The following is an 18,654-nucleotide window of genomic DNA, read 5'->3' as shown; positions in this document are numbered from 1 at the left end:
CAGTACAACGCTGATTTGCGGCTCCACAGTGGTGCGGTGATGTTTCCGCACGGACCCCGGCTGAGAAGCGTTGCTATGTTACTTGCGACTTAGCGTAGCCAACTCTTGCGTCGGGCCGGCAGAAACAGCCGACTCCGGTTTATTTCAGATCAAATTCGCCGACCATTCCCGATTGGTAATGCCCCGGCACGTTGCAGGCAAACTGAAGCCCTGCACTGTCGTTGAAGGTCCAGATCAGCTCTTGGGTTGAGCCAGGCTCAATCAGGACACTGTTAGGGTCGTCATGCTCCATTGCGACCATCTTCATTCCGCCCATGCCGTGGCTCATGCCGCTCATCTTCCCGGTACCGGTAGGGCTTAATGTTCCGTTCTTGAACATGCTTGCCATTTCTTTCTGGTGTGCTGCATGAGCAGCGGCTTTGCCGATGTTGAACTCATGCAGCAGCGAACCCTCGTTGCGAAGGACAAAGCGGATTGTTTCACCAGGTTTTACGTCGATGCTTTTAGGCTTGAAAAAAATGTCGCCCATCTCGACCTCTACAGTGCGGGTAACGTCAGAGGCCACACCAGGCTGGCCTATGTCGTCTTGTCCATGCCCAGCATTAGCCATAGCCGTAGCAGCGAAAAAAAGGGTCATTGCTGCGATGAACGGGGTAGCGAGCGTAGTTTTCATGGTGACCTCAGGAATACGTGGGAACATTGGCTATGCTAATGATGCTCAGCTGCCAGCTAACTGACTTGGGCATTACTTCTTTGTCAGTTTTCTAAATAGATACGGCGTCCAATTGACGCCGCAACAAGATGCTGACAAGTACTTATCCTGGGGGCGTTTATTGATGGTTTTCTGAAAGCATCAATTTGTGCTCGCGCTGCATCTGGCGCAAAACGTCGTCAACAATTTTGTCGTGCTTCTCCATCCAGGCTAGATGCTGTTGGGGTGACATTGAGGCATCTGGGTGATCGTTGTGGAGCTGGCTCATGATGTCGCCAAGCATCTTCATGTGTTCTGCCATGTGGACGTGACGCTCTCCTTCAGGGGCTTGTTCAGCTTTCATCAACGTGGCCTCGGCCTTGTCGCGCAAACCTTCCATACGCTCAATCACACGATCTCCGCCGCTTTCAGCCCACACAGAAGCCGAGACCAGTATCGAGCTTACAAAAAACAGCATTTTCAGGTGGTTCATCGGGGTAGCTCCTCATGAGGGAATCCGACTTCCATACGATTCATCGCTCAGAGGTCGGTCGAGCACCAATGAAGTGCTCATGTCTGAACCCTAGCCAGCACTCGCTGACATCTACCTGAAGCCAAGATTACTTTTCTGTCAGTTGCTGGTTGGCTGCCAGTTTTCGTTGCAGACTCCGCTTAACCTTTATCTGAGAACGACCTCATGAGACTTCTTGTCGCTGAAGACGAACCAAAAATAGGTATCTATTTGCAGCAAGGGCTCAACGAGGCCGGGTTCAATGTCGACCGTTTCACGAATGGAAAAGAGGCGCTTCAGCACGCTTTGAGCGAAGCCTATGATCTGCTGATTCTCGACGTCATGATGCCGGGTTTGGATGGCTGGGAAGTCCTGCAGAAGGTGCGCGCTTCCGGGAAAGACGTCCCGGTGCTTTTTCTCACCGCCAGAGACCGCGTTGAAGACCGAGTGAAGGGACTTGAACTCGGTGCGGATGACTATCTGATCAAACCCTTCGCGTTTTCTGAATTGCTTGCTCGAGTCAGAACGCTGCTGCGTCGCGGTAGCAGCGCACCTTCGCAAACCTTTATGAAACTGGCTGACCTTGAAGTGGACCTGCTCAAGCGTCGAGCCATCCGAGGAGGCAAACGCATAGACCTTACGGCCAAAGAGTTCGCGTTGCTTGAGCTTCTGCTGCGTCGTCGAGGGGAGGTGCTGCCAAAGTCTCTTATCGCCTCCCAGGTTTGGGATATGAACTTCGACAGCGATACCAACGTTATCGAGGTTGCAGTGAGACGGCTCAGGGCCAAGATAGACGACGATTTTGAGGTCAAGTTGATTCATACCTCAAGGGGAATGGGTTACATGCTCGATGCACCAGATTCGGAGTCGTGATGAACCGGATGTCCCTGACGACTCGTATGAGTCTGATGTTTATGCTCGCGGTAACGGCCGTGCTCACGGTCGCCGGACTCAGTTTCAATAACCTCAGCCGGCATCATTTCAAGATGCTGGATCAGCAGGCATTGTACGAAAAACTCCACTCGACCCAGCGGATCTTGTCCGGGCTGAGCAACATCGATCAATTCAGCGAGGCTAAACCGGAGTTAGAAGCGCTGCTGGGCGCACACCGTGATTTGACTGCGCTTATCATCGATGGCGACGGCAAGGTGCTGTTTGCGGATCCCGGCCCGGTCGACGTTCCGAAGGCGTTTCGAACAACCACAAACACAACCGTCTGGGAATGGCGGGAGCAAGAGCAGATGTTCCGTGGTGTGACTGCGCAATCCGTAGTGACGGGACAAGAAAGGCCATTAACTGTCATGTTGATTTTTGACGTTACGCAGCATATGTCCTTTTTCGAGACGCTCGAACGATGGTTTTGGATAGGGTTGGTGATCAGCGCATTGGTCAGTGCTGCACTCGGCTGGATGGTAGCTAGCAGTGGCATGCGGCCTATCCGCCAGGTCACACGGGTTGCTGCCTCCATGTCAGCAAAATCACTCAAGGAGCGTATTCCCCTGGCACCCGTTCCGAAAGAGCTTCAACAGATGGTGTTGTCGTTCAACGCCATGTTATCCAGGCTCGACGATGCATTTGTCCGGTTATCCAACTTTTCGGCAGACATTGCCCACGAACTACGGACCCCCGTGAGCAACTTGATGACCCACACTGAAGTGGTGCTTTCGAGAAAAAGAAACATCGAGGACTACGAAGACAATTTGTACTCCAATCTTGATGACTTGAAGCGCATGAGCCGGATGATTGATGACATGCTTTTTCTGGCGAAGTCAGACAACGGTCTAATTACCCACGAGAACAAGCCAATAGACCTGGTGGCGGTCGTGGAAAAATTGCTTGAGTACTATCGCCTCTTGGCGGATGAACGCGGGATCGAGCTCAAGGTTTCAGGACGGGGGAGCGTGCGAGGTGATGCCCTTATGCTAGACCGGGCTATTTCAAATCTGCTCTCAAATGCGCTGCGCTATACCTATGAAGGGACGTCAATCAGTGTCGATATTCAGCACAAGGACGCGTCGGTAACGGTTGTCGTGGAAAACCATGGTCAGCCCATTGCCCCCGAACACCTTGAAAAGCTGTTTGATCGTTTTTATCGCGTGGACCCAGCGCGGCGAGAAGGAAGTCCAAGCAACGCAGGGCTAGGTCTGTCGATTACCCGATCAATTGTCGAGGCGCACAATGGCAAGATCTGGTGTACGTCAGGCGACGGAAAAACGGCTTTTCATCTTGAGTTTCCGGCCGTCGATTCAACGGTTAGCTGAGCGACGAACATTTGTGATCATCGGCGGGTTGGCGTTCTGCGCTTAGCTACGCCTCTGCGGATTTTGTAGATCGATTTAACTCCCCGGTCCTGCGGTATGCCGTCTCTTTTCCAGGCCTTGCTACGCTCAACGACTAGATGCCAAACATCGGATCAAGCTGACTGAAATGTAATCGAACAGTTTGTGATCGTGTGGCATCGTGTTCTCGCACTGTAACGTTAGGGCTAGCGAGTTTCTCCTGTTCAACCTGGCGAAGAGGACGGGGGCTCCGAGTTAATCAACAGTGGTTTTTAAAGAAATTAAAAACTAGTTCCTCCCAAAAAACCTCGAATCAACAGCGCTTGCTGTGAGGAGTCTTGCATGTCATTCCTTAAAACTACGTCCGTGGCCGTTGCAATCACTGCTGGTTTGCTTCTGAGTGCAGTGGCCCAGGCACATCCGAAACTACTTTCTTCCACTCCGGCAGAAGGCTCGGATGCGGCGGCTCCGTCGAAAATCGAACTGCATTTTTCTGAGAATCTCACCACTCAGTTTTCCGGTGCAAAGCTGATCATGACCGACATGCCTGGCATGCCTAACTCCCCCATGGGTGTAAAGGCCGCTGTCGCTGCTGGTGGTGATCCGAAAACGATGGTGATTACGCCGGCTGCACCGCTGACCACCGGTACCTACAAAGTTGAATGGCGTGCAGTGTCTTCGGACACCCACCCGATCACCGGCAACTTTTCATTCAAAGTGAAATGATCCATGAGCGACTCATTAAATATCGTGGTTCGCTTTGCTCTCTATTTTGACCTGATGTTGTTATTTGGACTGGCCATATTCGGCTTGTACAGTCTCAGGGGAAAGGAAAGGGTATCGGGCACGGTCTTGAACTTTGAGTCGCTTCTTTACGGTACTTCTATTGCAGGTGTAGCTCTGTCCCTTGCTGCGATGTTGTTGCTTGCAAAAGCAATGAGCGGTGTATCGGAGCTTATGGAGCTACATCACCACATTTTTGAAATGGTCATCATGGGCACCGATGTTGGGTTGACCTGGATGGTTCGGATAGCCGCCTTGGTGGGGGCAATTCTGGGCGTCGCGTTGAATAAACGATATCCGACACCCAGCCTCTGGATCGTCACCGCCTGTGGAGCAATCGCGTTGGCCACGCTAGCCTGGACAGGGCATGGTGCCATGGACGAAGGCAGCCGCCGCTACTGGCATTTTCTCAGCGACATTTTCCATTTATTAGCGGCAGGTGGCTGGTTGGGTGCTCTAGCGGCCTTCGCTCTACTGCTGCGGTTGAAATCGCTGAAGGGTGAGGAGGAAGCACGTATTCTTGCCCGCGTGCTGACTGGCTTTGAGTCGGCCGGCGGTGTGATTGTTGCGATCATAAGCGTTACGGGAGTTGTAAATTATCTTTTCATCGTCGGTCCCAACCTTGATGAGGTCATGCTCAGTACCTATGGTCAGTTGCTGTTTTTGAAGATCCTGCTCTTTGCCGGGATGATCGTTTTAGCGACGCTGAACCGCTTTCACTTAAGCCCGCTATTGGAGCGCTCGGTTCGCAATGGTCAATACTCTGTAGCGGTCAATGCCTTGCGCCGCAGCATGAAATTCGAATTCCTGATGGCAATCCTCATCATCTGTCTTGTCGCATGGTTAGGCACGCTAAGTCCTGAAATGGAAATGAGCGCGCAATAGAGGTTTCTGGCAGCTAACCAAGAAGCCTAGAACGTGATTGTTAGCACCATTTCTACTGGCTACACTTCAGCCCATGACACGCTATCTACGGCTTTGCCTGATTTTCCTGATTAGCCTGGCGCTTCCCTTCAGCGGGATGGCGGGTGTTCAGGCGCCGACAGAGCCGTGCCCCATGCAAACCATGGGCATGGCGATGATGGACGGCATGGGCCAAGACTGCTGCCATGACATGAAAAGCCCAACCGAGCACGGTAAACCCTGTAAGCCGGGCCAGGAGTGCAAGACCGGCGGCATGCTGCAAGTCTCCATCATCAAGCCTCCGGTGACCCTGTCGAGCCCCCTCGCAGCGTCCATCTCCATAGATTCCCATCCTGTGCAAACCCCATCAGGGGTATGGCGACCTCCCCGCATTTGATTCCTGTACCACACTGAGCCTCATTCCGCGTCAGGCGGTATGGGATATCTGCGTGCATCTCTCATGAAGCACGCAGTGGATCATCACAGGAATCGTGAACATGAAATCCAAGTGCTATTGCACAGGGCGGCCCCTCGTGGCCATCTTGGCGGCAAGCGTATTGGCCACGCCGAGTTTCGCTGCTGCGTTGACACTCGATGATGCTTTGCAACTGGCTGAAACCAATGCGCCGTCGCTGACTGCACAAGATGCAAAAATTCGTGCCGCCACTAGCGCAGCCATCCCAGCCGGGGAACTACCCGATCCCAAGTTGCTGGTAGGTATACAGAACTATCCCATTGGGGGGCCGGATCGCTGGAGCATCGATCAGGACTTCATGACCATGCAAATGGTCGGTGTCAGTCAGGAAATGCCCAACAGCGCCAAACGAAAAGCCCGAATTGAGGTTGCTGATGCAGCCATTGAGCGCGCTGCCGCTGAGCGTCAGGTCGAACGTCTAAAGGTTCGTCAGGCCACGGCGCTGGCCTGGATCAGCAGCTATTCCGTTGAGCGTAAAGACGCGCTGTTCCAGGACTTCTATAGGGAAAACCGCCTGCTGGCCGATACCGTCCGCGCGCAGATTGCCGGTGGCCGCGCTCAACCTGCTGATGCCGTCACGCCCAAACAGGAGGCGGCACAACTGGAAGAGCAGCAGGACGATCTGATTCGCCAGCGATCGCAAGCCCGAGCAGCTTTGAAGCGCTGGATTGGACCAGCCGCAAACGATAAACCCGTGGGCAGCTTGCCTGAATGGCCTGTAGAAGCCTCTGGTTACTCTCATAAGGTTCAACATCACCCAGAATTGGCTGCGTTTGCCCCAATGACCCGCGAAGCGCAGGCCAGGGTCCGCGAGGCCGAAGCGGAAAAGCGGTCTGATTGGAGCTGGGAAGTCGACTATCAGCATCGCGGCCGAGAGTTCGGCGACATGGTCAGCGTGCAGTTTTCATGGGATCTACCACTGTTTCCTGACTCGCGACAAAACCCAAAAATCGCAGCCAAGCATGCGGAACTCAATCAGCTTGAGGCTGAGCGTGAAGTCCTTTCACGCGAGCACACCCAGCAATTGGAGGATGAGTTAGCGGACTATGAGCGCCTGAACCGCGCCGTTCATCGAGCCAAGACCAGCCTGCTCCCTTTGGCTAAAGAAAAGGTCGAGCTCACTATGGCCAGCTATCGCGCCGGCAAAGGCGATCTGAACTCCGTCGTGGCCGCTCGGCGCGAGCTTATCGAAGCCCGTCTCAAGCAGATTGATGTTGAAGAGCAGCGTGCTCTCACCAGCGCTCGCCTGTATTTCGCCTATGGGGAGTCCGCTCAATGATCTCTCGAACATGGAAAGGGGTTTTTGTTGTCAGCATCTCAATTGCCTTGGGCGTTGCCGGTGGTTACTGGTTGGCCCAACCGAGGGTGAGCGCAGTACCGGATGCAGCATCGGAGCCGAAGCCGGAGCCATCAGTCGATCGCAAGGTTCTGTATTGGTACGACCCCATGTACCCACAACAGAAATTCGATAAGCCGGGTAAGTCGCCCTTCATGGACATGGAGATGGTCCCTCAGTACGCGGATAGCAAGGGGGACAGCGCCACTGTTCGCATTGATCCAAGCCTGACCCAGAATCTTGGTGTGCGACTGGCTACGGTCAATCGAGGTGTGTTTGCTTCGAGTCTGGACGTTGTCGGTGTATTGACCTTCAACGAGCGTGACGTCGCCGTCATCCAGGCCCGTACGGCGGGTTTCGTCGAGCGCGTGTATGCCCATGCTCCTGGCGATGTGATCAAAGCCAACGCCGCCTTGGCGGATATTCTTGTCCCGGAGTGGGCTGCGGCTCAGGAGGAGTTTCTCGCACTCAAGCGTAGCGGCGATGCGGGCTTGCTGGCAGCGGCTCGCCAGCGTTTGCGGCTTACCGGGATGCCGGCGGCATCGATTACTCAAGTAGAGCGCAGTGGCAAAGTCCAACCGAACCTGACCCTCACCAGCCCTATCAGTGGGGTGTTGCAAGAACTCGATGTGCGCGAAGGTATGACAGTGGCTGCCGGCCAAACGCTGGCACGCGTGAATGGGTTGAGTAACGTCTGGCTGGCTCTGGCGGTCCCGGAGACTGAATCCGGGTCGATCCAGCTGGGCCAAGTGGCTGAGGCGCGTTTGGCCGCGTTCCCAGGCGTCGTGCTCAACGGCGTGGTAAGCGCGATTCTTCCAGAAACCAATTCCGATAGTCGCACCCTTCGCGTGCGCGTCGAATTGCCTAATCCGCAAGGCCGTCTCAGGCCGGGCATGACCGCACGCGTGAGCCTTAATCGCGCGACGGAGCAAAGTGTGCTGTGGGTGCCGAGCGAGGCGGTCATTCGCACCGGTCGACGTGCTCTGGTGATGCTCGCTGAAGACGCCGGTCGCTATCGTCCCGTGGAGGTGCAACTTGGGCAGGAAAGCGATGGCAAGACGGCGATATTGAAAGGCTTGGAAGAGGGCCAAAAAGTGGTTAGCTCTGGCCAGTTCCTGCTCGACTCAGAGGCCAGTCTTAAAGGCATCGTTGCCAAATCAGCGGAACCTTCACCCACCAGTGCCGCCGCCGGTTTGCATGAAGCGGATGGGAAAATCGTTGAGATCAACGATAAAGAAGTCACTCTCGCTCACGGCCCTTTTAAGACGCTGGGCATGCCTGGCATGACGATGACGTTCCCGCTCGCCAATCCCGCTCTGATGCAGGGCCTTAAAACGGGCGACAAGGTCCGGATAGGTGTGAATCAGACCGACGACGGCTTGCGCGTTGAGCGTCTGGACAAATCAGGGGGCCAGCCATGATTGCCGCCCTGATTCGTTGGTCAGTAACCAACCGATTCCTGGTGCTACTGGCGACGCTGTTCATCACGGCCTGGGGCATTTGGTCGGTGCAGAGCACGCCCATTGATGCGCTACCAGACTTGTCCGATGTGCAGGTGATCATCCGCACCCCGTATCCTGGACAAGCACCCCAGATTGTCGAGAACCAGGTCACCTATCCGTTGGCCACCACCATGCTCTCAGTGCCAGGCGCCAAGACGGTGCGTGGTTACTCGTTCTTCGGTGACAGCTTTGTCTATGTGCTGTTCGAAGACGGCACTGACTTGTATTGGGCTCGCTCGCGGGTGTTGGAGTACTTGAGCCAAGTACAAAGCCGCTTGCCGGCCAGCGCCAAACCGGCGTTGGGGCCAGATGCGACAGGCGTGGGATGGATCTTCCAGTACGTGCTGGTGGATCGCACTGGCGGGCATGATCTGGCGCAGCTACGCGCACTTCAGGACTGGTTCCTAAAGTTTGAGCTCAAGACCCTGCCCAATGTGGCGGAAGTGGCCACTGTGGGCGGCATGGTCAAGCAGTACCAGGTGCAGCTTGATCCGCTCAAACTGGCCAGCCTTGGTATTACGCAGGCCGAGGTGACCGAAGCGATCGGCAAGGCCAATCAGGAAACGGGTGGCGCGGTGCTGGAGATGGCAGAGACCGAGTTCATCGTGCGTGCATCCGGCTACCTGAAGACGCTCAATGATTTTCGGGCGATCCCACTCAAGCTGGGATCGGGCGGTGTGCCGGTGAACTTGGGCGATGTCGCCACGATCCAGTTGGGGCCGGAGATGCGCCGTGGCATCACCGAACTCGACGGCGAAGGCGAGACGGTTGGCGGCGTGGTGATTTTGCGCAGCGGTAAGAATGCTCGCGAGACCATTGCGGCGGTCAAAACCAAACTCGACGAACTGAAAAGCAGCCTGCCGGCCGGGGTGGAAATCGTCACCACCTACGATCGCAGCAAGCTGATCGACCGTGCTGTGGAAAATCTCAGCCACAAGCTCATCGAAGAGTTCATCGTTGTCGCATTGGTTTGCGGGATCTTTCTTTGGCACCTGCGCTCGTCCCTGGTGGCGATCATTTCCCTGCCGGTCGGTGTGCTGATGGCCTTTATTGTCATGCGCTACCAAGGGATTAACGCGAACATCATGTCCTTAGGCGGGATAGCCATCGCCATCGGCGCCATGGTCGATGCTGCTGTGGTAATGATCGAAAACGCACACAAGAAGATTGAGGCCTGGCACGTCGCCAATCCTGGTGAGGAACTGAAGGGTGAGCGTCATTGGCATGTAATGACCGAAGCAGCGGCTGAAGTTGGACCAGCTCTATTCTTCTGTTTGTTGATCATCACCCTTTCGTTCATTCCGGTGTTCACCCTGCAAGCGCAAGAGGGGCGGTTGTTCGGCCCGCTGGCTTTTACCAAAACCTACGCCATGGCCGCAGCAGCAGGATTGTCAGTGACCTTGGTGCCGGTGTTGATGGGCTATTGGATTCGGGGACGGATTCCTAGTGAAAAAAACAACCCGCTGAACCGCTGGCTCATCCGGATCTACCAGCCGGGTCTGGATGCAGTGTTGCGGCGACCGAAGATCACGCTGCTGGTGGCGGCGTTGGTGTTTTTTAGTGCGCTATGGCCAATGTCGCGCTTGGGTGGCGAGTTTCTTCCGCCTTTGAATGAGGGCGACCTGCTCTATATGCCTTCGGCCCTGCCTGGATTGTCCGCACATAAAGCGGCGCAACTGCTGCAACAGACCGACCGCCTGATCAAAACCGTGCCGGAGGTCGAACATGTCTTCGGTAAAGCGGGACGTGCCGAAACTGCCACCGACCCGGCGCCGCTGGAGATGTTCGAAACCACTATCCAGTTCAAGTCACAGGAGCAATGGCGCCCAGGCATGACTCAGGAAAAACTGGTGGAGGAGCTGGACCGAGTGGTGCGGGTTCCTGGGCTGACCAATATCTGGATACCACCGATTCGCAACCGAATCGACATGCTGGCTACGGGGATCAAAAGTCCGATTGGTGTAAAGATTGCCGGCACCAATCTGACGGAGATTGATTCCGCGACTCAAGCGGTCGAGCGAGTGGCCAAGGGCGTACCCGGTGTCAGTTCGGCTCTGGCCGAGCGATTAACCGGTGGACGTTACATCGACGTGGATATCGACCGAGAAGCCGCCGCCCGATACGGACTGAATATCGCCGATGTGCAGTCAATCGTGGCCGGCGCTATCGGCGGTGAAAATGTCGGCGAGACCATTGAAGGGCTTGCACGCTTCCCTATCAACGTCCGTTACCCTCGGGAGTGGCGGGATTCGCTTGGCGCTTTGGAGCAGTTGCCAATTTACACCCCGCTAGGCAGCCAGATCACCCTTGGCACAGTGGCGAAGATCAAGGTCAACGACGGGCCGCCGATGCTCAAAAGTGAAAACGCACGGCCTTCAGGCTGGGTGTACATCGACGTGCGCGGCCGGGACATTGCCTCCGTAGTCGCCGATTTGCGCCGGCTCGTCAGCGAGCAGGTCAAGTTGCAGCCCGGCATGAGCCTGAGCTACTCAGGTCAGTTCGAATTTCTTGAGAGGGCCAACGCACGACTAAAACTGGTGGTCCCTGCCACGCTGCTGATCATCTTCGTGCTGCTTTACCTGACATTTGCCCGCTTTGACGAGGCCCTGCTGATTATGGCCACGCTGCCATTTGCCCTCACGGGCGGTGCATGGTTTCTTTATCTTTTGGGATTCAACCTGTCGGTTGCCACCGGGGTCGGCTTTATCGCCTTGGCCGGCGTTTCTGCCGAATTTGGCGTGATCATGCTGCTCTACCTGAAAAATGCCTGGGCCGAGCGTCAAGACCTCGGTGACGACACAGAACGCGAGTTAATGGCCGCGATTCGTGAAGGCGCTGTGCAGCGCGTTCGACCCAAGGCCATGACCGTGGCGGTGATTATCGCTGGTTTGTTACCTATACTTCTGGGAAGCGGTACCGGCAGCGAGGTGATGAGCCGCATTGCCGCCCCGATGATTGGCGGTATGGTCACGGCGCCCTTGCTGTCGCTGTTTGTCATTCCAGCGGCCTATCAGCTCATGCGCCGCCGAAACCTATCCGCTGAGCTTGGCAGGGACTGACGCGTAGAAAATGTACAAAAGGGGCTGCACTTGCAGCCTCGTTTGCTCTGCACAGCTCGTTTTCATCAGTCCTGTTCGCGATGTGTATTGAAATTAGCGAGTTTATGTCTTTTGCATAAACTCGCTAATTTCGATACATACGCTGTGGTCAGTGCCATGACCCACCAGCACTTGCCTGAGAACGAACGCTGCCACCACTGTGTTTCGATGACCCAGAAAAGCATTCTGACTCAAAGCCGACTCAGCATTCGTCACCCACAGATCTCTCTTGAAATTGAGGCAAATGACCTTAATATGATCTTATCTTGCCATCATCGTTTTCAATCATGGATGTTTCTCGGGGGTAGGTCGGAATGGCAGAACAAGAAGACGCTAAGCCCGCAAGCGGGCGCTTCAACACAAATGATGAGACGAAGCGGATCGTATGGACACAGACCGCTGGTCATTGTGAACTGTGCGGTACGGATCTGACGTTCGACTATCGTGCCGGCAAGCCAATGAGATGGGGCGAAGTGGCGCATATTCTGCCCGCCAGTCCCAAAGGCCCTCGGGGACGCGCCGATCATGATGCTGAGGCGCACACAAACGATACCGCTAATCTGATGCTCCTGTGCCCAGGTTGTCATGACAAAATTGATCGTGACGCAGATGGGTATCCTGAAAATGATTTGAGTGGTTTACACCAAGCGTACCTGGAACGCATCCGACTCGCCGCAACGACCCCCGATGGTGGTAGAGCCATTCCTCTCATCGTCCAAAGTCAGCATTTTCAGACAATCAACGATATTCCCGTTCGCGATCTGTTGACTGCGATGTCCGCCGAGGGATTAACCGCCTTCGATCAAGGCATCAAAATCACTTTCCCTGCGCCCGGACCACGCGGCCGCGACGCTACCTATTGGCAAAACGTCAAAGACAGCATCCAGTATGAGCTGGAACAGCAACTCAAGCGTCGCGGCGGCACCTACGGCGATTCGCCTGCGCTGGCAGTAGTCGGCTTGGCCGACATCCCGGCTTTGATGATGCTGGGCCAGAGTATCGGCGACCGTTCCAAGCGCTTGATCTTCTCCTTTCACCGCGAACATCGTTTGCGCTGGCCCGATCAGTCCGCCGAGCCGCCCGCTTTTTTGTTTACACCTCCCCCCGAAGGCGACGGGCCACTGGCGCTGGTGCTTTCTATTTCTGCGCAAGTCCCAGTTCGCGACGTGACTGACGCTCTGCCCGGTGCACGTATTGCAGAGCTGGCGATCCCAGAACCAAGCTATGCGATGGTACAGAACCGTCGAGTGATTCATGCCTTTCGCGACGCACTTCAAATACGGCTGAGCCAGCTTGAAGCTCTGACTCCTGACCCTATCCACGTCTTCGCCGCAATTCCTGCGGCATTGGCCATCGAGTTTGGCGCGTTGCTCACAACGCAGCATCAACATACGTACCTGATCTTCGATCGGGACAAAGAAAACCATGATCGGTTTACGCAAACACTGCAATTGGGCTCGGTGGCCCAGGAGGCTAGGTAAATGCTATTGAGCAACGAACAGACCAAGCGCAGCAGTTGGGAATATTTTCTGCTTCGCGCCGCGCGGGAGATCTCGCTGTCGGAAGCGCAGTACGAAAAAATCAATGACCGCTACTCCCAACTGGAAAAAATCCTCTCGGCTTCCGACAACCCGCTGCTCGCAGAGGCCCACATCTTTGTTCAAGGCTCGATGCGGCTGAAAACGACCATCAAGCCAATCCCGGGCGCGCCTGCGGATCTGGACACCATTGATGCGGACGCGATTATCTGGCTCCCTCACGCTCAAGGCGCTAGTGCGAAGGAAGTTTTAGAAGCGATTGAGCAGCGTTTTAGGGAAGGCTCCCGCGTTCAGGAAGAAGTTAAACAGTTACGTCGTGGCATCCGCATCGTTTATGCCGACGAAAATCCAGGCTTCCACATCGACGTCACGCCTGCCCGCGCAATCAACGGAAATGGCGAAGCAAACGGCGAGGGAAAGCTGGAGGTTCCAGATCGGGTCACAGGGTGGAAAGCAAGCAGCCCTATCCCGTACTCGAATTGGTTACAGGTTGCCTCCGCCCAGGAAATCTCTCTGGAAAGCTTGGTAGTTGCCAAAAGCCAGCGAATGCTCGATGCCGCGACACAAGATCCTTTGCCGCATTATCAGGATTACATCGATCAAGATCCCCTGCGTGCGACCATAAAGCTGCTCAAGCGACATCGCGATGAATGGGCCATCACCACAAGGAGCGCTGATACTCGCCCCATATCTGCGGTCATCACCACCCTGGCCACTCACGCATATCTTGATGTCGTGAAGGAATCGCAGTCGAAGCCTTTGGCTCCGCTCGATGCAATTTTGGAAATCGTCCGCAGAATGCCGCAGCACATCGCGCATAGAGGAAACGATTGCTTTGTCTGCAACCCTGCCGATAACGGCGAAAACTTTGCAGAAAAGTGGAATCGACCAGGCGAAGGGCAAGGCTATCGCCAAGCATTTGCCAAGTGGCATGCGGACGCCAGTGCATCCGTATCACTGGGTTTGGAAAGTTTTGAATCCAATGATTCCTTTGCCGAAGCAGTGAAAAAGAATTTCGGTATTGCACCGGCACTCATTACGGCAGTGAACAATGAGATCCCTGCGAATTGGACCATGCCCGGCCGACCGGATGGCACTACTCGAAACTCTGCTTCGATGGGTTCGCTCTTCGGAGGGGCCAGCGGTGGCGCAACCTCTCAGTCGAGCGTAAAGCCAGTTGGACGCCTTGGTTGATCCTATTACGACGCCATTGCAGCGCGGAATCGCCGCACTGCGAAATACCCTAGGTCAGGACGCTGCCGATGCATTGCTCCAGCCCGCACCCATGCGGGCTGACGAAGCGGCGTCCTTTTACTTTCCCTTGCCCATCGATTACACGGGGCAGGAGCGGCGACTGCGTATTGGTTTCCCCTCCAATTTTCCCCGTGGGCTTTTGCGGCTGAACGTCGAACCCTCTCCATGGCTGGTTTGGCCGCATGCCACCAGGTCGGGGCTTTGCCTTCATGGCTTTCAGGAACGCCCCATCATGGGCTCCCCGGAGGTTGTGGTAGAGGACAGCCTTGCTCGCTTGGCACAGATCGTTTCGTTGTCCAAGCTGGGATCAAGCCAGGCAACGCGCGATATCGAATTTCAGAATGAGATCACTACCTACTGGTCTTTTCAGCACGGTCAGTCATTCCAGAACCTTTTACTGTTGGATCGACCTCAGGCTGCCTCGCAGTTGTTTGCACTCAGCGATCCGCGCCGGGCTGTGCCATCCGGTCAGGAAACGGTTTGGTTAGCATCGAACGTAGCTGCACTCAAAGGGCATTACCGACGGGTTGTCGGGCGTTCCGCTGTCATTCGCGCGGCCGAAACTCCCGGTTTTTACGTCAAGCTTCAGACTTATCCGGATATCCGCACCCCGGATCCAGAAGATTTATTGCCGTGGCTAACGCCCCACCTTAAACCCGACGATGCCGAGCAATTGCTGGCATGGTTTGAGCAGAATGGAACATTGGCGAGTCGATGGATTGTTCTGGAGCTTCCAGGAGGGGCAGATGCTCCAACATATTGCCTGAATGTGCGCTCGCTCGGCGTACAGCAGGAGCGGGGGGCAAAGTTTGGCCTGCGTACAGCGCGGCGCCGGCCAGCTATCGCAAATGCACATCCACCGGCGCTCGTCCGGGCAACTACCCTGGACGTGCTTGATCGAGCGTCCATTCTGTCCCGCGATATAAGCGGCACCGCACAGCGCCTGGAAAATGCTCGGGTAGTTTGCGTTGGTGTTGGCTCGCTAGGCAGTGCGGTCGCAATACAGTTGGCACGATCCGGTGTCGGCCACCTTACTCTCATCGATCCTGACACCTTGGTGTCAGCCAATCTGGGGAGGCACGTTCTGGGAGCGGATAGTCTAGGGAGACTGAAAGCGTCAGCGTTAAGGGACAAGATTCTGTTAGATCTTCCGACGACAGAATGCACCGCATATTCGACTTTTGCCGAAGTGGTAATGAGCAGCAAACCAGAAGTGTTCGATAACGCTGATCTGGTGGTGATCACGACAGCAGACTGGCAGTCGGAAGTCACTGTATGGCGAGTCAAATCCAGCGGTGCTCCTTGGGGGCTTGTACAAGCCTGGAGCGAACCGCATACCCAGGTAGGTCATGCGCTATTTGCACCAGCCGGCACCTTTGATGGCCGTCATCTATTCACGGACGTCGGCGATTTCGTGCATAGATTTACAGAGTGGCCGGGAGGAGGTGTTGTTCCGCTGCCCGCCTGTGGGGAGAGCTTCATCCCAGGCGGCTCACTGGGGATGACCAATATCGCCTCTATGGTGTCGCACACGGCCCTACGCGCATTAACTGGCAACATCGCCACTGCATCTTGGATCAGCAGCATTTACAGACCTGAAGATGTGCTGAGCCTGGGAGGCCAATACCAAGGGCCCAAACTGCCAGAGGGGGCGCAGCAAATCCTACTCGAGCGTGGATGGCCGGAAGATAAGGACGAAACGGTATGACGGATATCGCATGGCGCTGGCGATGGCCGGATGTGAATTCCGAGCTATTGGTGTCCCAAGCTGTCGCGGACATCTTGGTTAGTCATCGGCAGGGCCTTTTTGGCGTGGAGCGAGGGGGACAGTTATTCGTCAACCCGGTTGATCCGAAAGGGTTGCTGCTGGCCTTAGCCACGGTGCCCCATCGCGCCGATCGATCAGGCTGGTCTTGGCTAGAGTTGGATGCGGAGCGGTGCCGCCAGGAGATCCAGGCTGCCAACGAACAAGGGTTGCGTCTGGTAGGGTATTGGCATACGCATCCCCAATCCGTTCCGGTGATCTCTCCGGCAGACATCGGCAGCTTCTCCAAATTTGCTGCACGTTACACGCAGGATCTGCCGCGCCCGATAGCCGTTATTGTCGGCAAGTCCGAAAAACCCGAAGGTATCAAGGCGTGGTCGTTCAGGGACGGCAGATATGTTGAGGCCACCTGGGTCAGATGAGCTTTAAGTCCGTGAGGGTGGAAGGCAAGTCAGCGTTTACCTTTACCCGCTAGCATCAGAGCGAAGAGCTCTGCCTGAAAGCGGGCATCATCCAATGCGTTATGGTTCGGCTCGCTGAGTGGCTTCAGCGCAGCGGTCATTTTGGATGATTTTGTTTCCTGCCAGCTGCAACCTACAGCGCCCATAAAGAAGGCCTTCATGTCGATAGCGGTAAAACCAAAGGGGTTGGTTTCCAAGTATTTATGAAAGTAGTAGTTGACGAATGACCAGTCAAACGGTGCATTTAGTCCTACGAAAATGACCTTTTGCCCCGTTTTGCAGGACGACTTCAGCCACTTATCAAATGTCAGCATCGCCTGTTGCGGAGCGAGGCCATCGCGCTCCAGCTTCTCCAAACTCAGCCCCGATACTGCCAGCGCTTCGGGGTCGTGTTTCGGACTGTCAGGTCGTAGTTCAAGATAAATGGACGTTTCAGGTTGGGCTACAAGACAAGCTCCAATGGAAAGCAGACTGTATTCGCCTGGTATAGGCCCAGACGTCTCGACATCGACGGAAACATAAAGCTCATCAGGGTGCATTTCATATCCTTTCGTGTAGTTACCTGATCACGCTCAGGCTTAGCCATGTGAAGGTGGAAAGGCAGGTATTGCCGTTGACCCATTTTTTGCCCTTTCACTCGCTATCTGGCGTTCGAGCAGCGGCAGCGCCTGTCTGTCAGCGGAACGCCGGTTCCTTTGGTCAGCTCTGCGCCCAAGCATAATGATGTGTGTCATTCTGATGGCGGATGAGGGCCGGACGATCATGAGTGAAAACGAGCGTTGGATAGTCAAGTGCCAAAAAACTGAGGACGGTACTGGCGACATCATCATCGATCTGCCTCAAGAGTTGCTTGACCAAATGAGGTTAGGTGTTGGGGACGACCTGGAGCTAATGGTAGCGAATGGCACATTAGTGCTAACGCCCGTGCACAACGCAACATCAGTGCGGCCCATGGTTTCTGTCGTCCTGCGTCAGGATGTCTATCATGCTTATCGCATGCGTCTGGAGAGGCTTCTTCATATCTCTGTCAATGCCTCGGATCTGGACATTCACGACATGATAGTAGCTGGCTTCTCGGTCAGCCTGATTAAAATGCTTTGTGATGATGGAACCTTAAGCGACCAAGAGCGCGACAGAATCATTCAACCCAAAACGCTAAAAACAAGATTGTCAGCCAATCAGCTTTTAACGCTGCCTGAGAGCGATCGCCTTTTCCGGTTTGTACATATTACCGCCATGGCCGAGGTGATCTTCGGTGACAAAGTTAAGGCCAAACAATGGCTTTCCAAACCCAAAGCCCGCTTTTTGGGAGAAAGCCCATCGTCGTTGGTCGCTACAACTTTTGGCACACATTTAGTCGAAGAAATGCTGATTCAAGTGTCGGAGGGCATGTCATTTTGAGCTTCTCGTTCGAATCGGTTTTTGATCGGCAGGAGGTAGTCATGAATTTGGCAGATTATATTTCAGTGCTTTCTTGTGGTGAGAAAATAGACGGATGCCAACTCACCACCCCAGATGCTGTAGCGCTCGCCCGCCTGCATTTCGCTTCCCGTGCCTATTGTCTTGTTGCTGATTGGGCGATATTGGATCTCGACGTCACAACAAGTCAGCGGAAAGCCATTACGGATAGAGAGCTGATTCCTGCTCTCGTTTACGCTTCGACCGTTATCCAAGACAGTAAAGGCCGCTTCGCACCTGGTGATTGGGTCAAAACGACACTGGGTGTTTCCTTCATCCACGACTGCTTGTTTCTAACAAAAAACACCGTTTACGTGCTGATGGGGGCCGGTCGAAGGTTGCGCACAGGTTTAGACATCGCACTGAGCCTGTGCTGAAAACTCTATTCCGAACGGGTGAGTGCCAAGTCGCGCTCGCATAGCGTTTCGGCATGAACGAACGCCGACGCTGTTGTGTCAATCTATGTTGTTACCAATCGGGTACCGTATTTGAAATGTGACGCGCGTGTGTCAGTCTATGTTGCTGTTGTGTGGATCCCGGATCATCCTACAGCCCCCGGTTTACTTGAGGGTCTGTGTCAAACTATGTTGTAGGTAACCA

17 protein-coding genes are annotated in these 18,654 nt (G+C 55.0%); 14 read left to right on the top strand and 3 right to left on the bottom strand.

All coding sequences use genetic code 11. The annotated features are described in order from the left end of the window. Window positions 1–139 precede the first annotated feature (139 nt). On the bottom strand, window positions 140–673 hold the full coding sequence (locus tag JSY17_RS25030; protein ID WP_019816982.1) for a cupredoxin domain-containing protein: 534 nt from the start codon (window positions 671–673) through the stop codon (window positions 140–142). Between the two features lie 157 nt (window positions 674–830). Beyond that, window positions 831–1,184 (bottom strand): co-regulatory protein PtrA N-terminal domain-containing protein, encoded by a 354-nt coding sequence (locus JSY17_RS25025; protein WP_024014911.1) that lies wholly within the window; start codon window positions 1,182–1,184, stop codon window positions 831–833. 204 nt (window positions 1,185–1,388) lie between these two features. Here JSY17_RS25025 and JSY17_RS25020 point away from each other — a divergent pair, with 204 nt between their 5' ends. The 12 genes from JSY17_RS25020 to JSY17_RS24970 all read left to right on the top strand — a co-directional run bounded on the left by JSY17_RS25020 (window position 1,389) and on the right by JSY17_RS24970 (window position 16,557). Then, window positions 1,389–2,075, top strand: coding sequence for a heavy metal response regulator transcription factor (locus JSY17_RS25020; RefSeq protein ID WP_019816984.1), 687 nt, complete (start codon window positions 1,389–1,391; stop codon window positions 2,073–2,075). After that, a complete protein-coding gene (locus JSY17_RS25015; protein ID WP_206403302.1) occupies window positions 2,075–3,463 on the top strand; it encodes a heavy metal sensor histidine kinase in 1,389 nt (462 codons plus the stop codon). The genes JSY17_RS25020 and JSY17_RS25015 overlap by 1 nt, the downstream gene beginning before the upstream one ends. A gap of 360 nt (window positions 3,464–3,823) precedes the next feature. After that, on the top strand, window positions 3,824–4,207 hold the full coding sequence (copC, locus tag JSY17_RS25010) for a copper homeostasis periplasmic binding protein CopC (protein ID WP_024014909.1): 384 nt from the start codon (window positions 3,824–3,826) through the stop codon (window positions 4,205–4,207). Between the two features lie 3 nt (window positions 4,208–4,210). Next, on the top strand, window positions 4,211–5,149 hold the full coding sequence (gene copD / locus JSY17_RS25005; RefSeq protein WP_024014908.1) for a copper homeostasis membrane protein CopD: 939 nt from the start codon (window positions 4,211–4,213) through the stop codon (window positions 5,147–5,149). A 73-nt stretch (window positions 5,150–5,222) separates the two neighbouring features. Then, window positions 5,223–5,564, top strand: coding sequence for a hypothetical protein (locus tag JSY17_RS25790; RefSeq protein ID WP_080377434.1), 342 nt, complete (start codon window positions 5,223–5,225; stop codon window positions 5,562–5,564). Window positions 5,565–5,664: 100 nt separating this feature from the next. Next, complete coding sequence (locus JSY17_RS25000) at window positions 5,665–6,921, top strand: TolC family protein (RefSeq protein WP_206403301.1); 1,257 nt, start codon at window positions 5,665–5,667, stop codon at window positions 6,919–6,921. After that, complete coding sequence (locus JSY17_RS24995) at window positions 6,918–8,399, top strand: efflux RND transporter periplasmic adaptor subunit (RefSeq protein ID WP_099586115.1); 1,482 nt, start codon at window positions 6,918–6,920, stop codon at window positions 8,397–8,399. The genes JSY17_RS25000 and JSY17_RS24995 overlap by 4 nt, the downstream gene beginning before the upstream one ends. Continuing rightward, window positions 8,396–11,539: an efflux RND transporter permease subunit gene (locus JSY17_RS24990; RefSeq protein WP_206403300.1), complete on the top strand. Its 3,144-nt coding sequence runs from the start codon at window positions 8,396–8,398 to the stop codon at window positions 11,537–11,539. Before JSY17_RS24995 ends, JSY17_RS24990 begins: the two co-directional genes overlap by 4 nt. A gap of 353 nt (window positions 11,540–11,892) precedes the next feature. After that, window positions 11,893–13,059: an SAVED domain-containing protein gene (locus JSY17_RS24985; RefSeq protein WP_099586113.1), complete on the top strand. Its 1,167-nt coding sequence runs from the start codon at window positions 11,893–11,895 to the stop codon at window positions 13,057–13,059. Next, window positions 13,060–14,310 carry a nucleotidyltransferase domain-containing protein gene (locus JSY17_RS24980; RefSeq protein WP_206403299.1) on the top strand — a complete coding sequence of 417 codons (1,251 nt, stop codon included), beginning with the start codon at window positions 13,060–13,062 and terminating at the stop codon, window positions 14,308–14,310. Next, a complete protein-coding gene (locus JSY17_RS24975) occupies window positions 14,294–16,078 on the top strand; it encodes a HesA/MoeB/ThiF family protein (RefSeq protein ID WP_206403298.1) in 1,785 nt (594 codons plus the stop codon). The genes JSY17_RS24980 and JSY17_RS24975 overlap by 17 nt, the downstream gene beginning before the upstream one ends. Further along, the gene (locus JSY17_RS24970; RefSeq protein ID WP_206403297.1) at window positions 16,075–16,557 is read left to right on the top strand and encodes a Mov34/MPN/PAD-1 family protein; all 483 of its coding nucleotides are present in this window, start codon (window positions 16,075–16,077) and stop codon (window positions 16,555–16,557) included. Before JSY17_RS24975 ends, JSY17_RS24970 begins: the two co-directional genes overlap by 4 nt. A gap of 29 nt (window positions 16,558–16,586) precedes the next feature. Here JSY17_RS24970 and JSY17_RS24965 read toward each other — a convergent pair whose 3' ends face one another. Next, window positions 16,587–17,135 carry a 3'-5' exonuclease gene (locus tag JSY17_RS24965; RefSeq protein ID WP_206403295.1) on the bottom strand — a complete coding sequence of 183 codons (549 nt, stop codon included), beginning with the start codon at window positions 17,133–17,135 and terminating at the stop codon, window positions 16,587–16,589. Between the two features lie 223 nt (window positions 17,136–17,358). Between JSY17_RS24965 and JSY17_RS24960 the strand changes: the two genes are divergently transcribed. Both JSY17_RS24960 and JSY17_RS24955 read left to right on the top strand, forming a co-directional pair. Further along, window positions 17,359–17,997 carry an antitoxin Xre/MbcA/ParS toxin-binding domain-containing protein gene (locus JSY17_RS24960; RefSeq protein WP_232849647.1) on the top strand — a complete coding sequence of 213 codons (639 nt, stop codon included), beginning with the start codon at window positions 17,359–17,361 and terminating at the stop codon, window positions 17,995–17,997. Between the two features lie 41 nt (window positions 17,998–18,038). Then, window positions 18,039–18,431 carry a DUF6957 family protein gene (locus JSY17_RS24955; RefSeq protein WP_206403294.1) on the top strand — a complete coding sequence of 131 codons (393 nt, stop codon included), beginning with the start codon at window positions 18,039–18,041 and terminating at the stop codon, window positions 18,429–18,431. Window positions 18,432–18,654: the final 223 nt, after the last annotated feature.

It is taken from the genome of Pseudomonas capsici, assembly GCF_017165765.1.
In the GTDB taxonomy this organism is placed as follows: domain Bacteria; phylum Pseudomonadota; class Gammaproteobacteria; order Pseudomonadales; family Pseudomonadaceae; genus Aquipseudomonas; species Aquipseudomonas capsici.
Note: the sequence above shows the minus strand (reverse complement) of the source record. Positions and strands in the feature narration are given on the sequence as shown.

Excerpts from the sequence above, each read along its gene's own strand:
- JSY17_RS25030 (WP_019816982.1), bottom strand. The coding sequence starts at position 673 with ATGAAAACTACGCTCGCTACCCCGTTCATCGCAGCAATGACCCTTTTT.
- JSY17_RS24995 (WP_099586115.1), top strand. The coding sequence starts at position 6,918 with ATGATCTCTCGAACATGGAAAGGGGTTTTTGTTGTCAGCATCTCAATT.
- JSY17_RS24965 (WP_206403295.1), bottom strand. The coding sequence starts at position 17,135 with ATGCACCCTGATGAGCTTTATGTTTCCGTCGATGTCGAGACGTCTGGG.
- JSY17_RS24970 (WP_206403297.1), top strand. The coding sequence starts at position 16,075 with ATGACGGATATCGCATGGCGCTGGCGATGGCCGGATGTGAATTCCGAG.
- JSY17_RS25020 (WP_019816984.1), top strand. The coding sequence starts at position 1,389 with ATGAGACTTCTTGTCGCTGAAGACGAACCAAAAATAGGTATCTATTTG.
- JSY17_RS24990 (WP_206403300.1), top strand. The coding sequence starts at position 8,396 with ATGATTGCCGCCCTGATTCGTTGGTCAGTAACCAACCGATTCCTGGTG.
- copD (WP_024014908.1), top strand. The coding sequence starts at position 4,211 with ATGAGCGACTCATTAAATATCGTGGTTCGCTTTGCTCTCTATTTTGAC.
- JSY17_RS24960 (WP_232849647.1), top strand. The coding sequence starts at position 17,359 with ATGAGTGAAAACGAGCGTTGGATAGTCAAGTGCCAAAAAACTGAGGAC.
- JSY17_RS25790 (WP_080377434.1), top strand. The coding sequence starts at position 5,223 with ATGACACGCTATCTACGGCTTTGCCTGATTTTCCTGATTAGCCTGGCG.
- JSY17_RS25025 (WP_024014911.1), bottom strand. The coding sequence starts at position 1,184 with ATGAACCACCTGAAAATGCTGTTTTTTGTAAGCTCGATACTGGTCTCG.
- JSY17_RS24985 (WP_099586113.1), top strand. The coding sequence starts at position 11,893 with ATGGCAGAACAAGAAGACGCTAAGCCCGCAAGCGGGCGCTTCAACACA.
- JSY17_RS24955 (WP_206403294.1), top strand. The coding sequence starts at position 18,039 with ATGAATTTGGCAGATTATATTTCAGTGCTTTCTTGTGGTGAGAAAATA.
- copC (WP_024014909.1), top strand. The coding sequence starts at position 3,824 with ATGTCATTCCTTAAAACTACGTCCGTGGCCGTTGCAATCACTGCTGGT.
- JSY17_RS24980 (WP_206403299.1), top strand. The coding sequence starts at position 13,060 with ATGCTATTGAGCAACGAACAGACCAAGCGCAGCAGTTGGGAATATTTT.
- JSY17_RS25015 (WP_206403302.1), top strand. The coding sequence starts at position 2,075 with ATGAACCGGATGTCCCTGACGACTCGTATGAGTCTGATGTTTATGCTC.
- JSY17_RS25000 (WP_206403301.1), top strand. The coding sequence starts at position 5,665 with ATGAAATCCAAGTGCTATTGCACAGGGCGGCCCCTCGTGGCCATCTTG.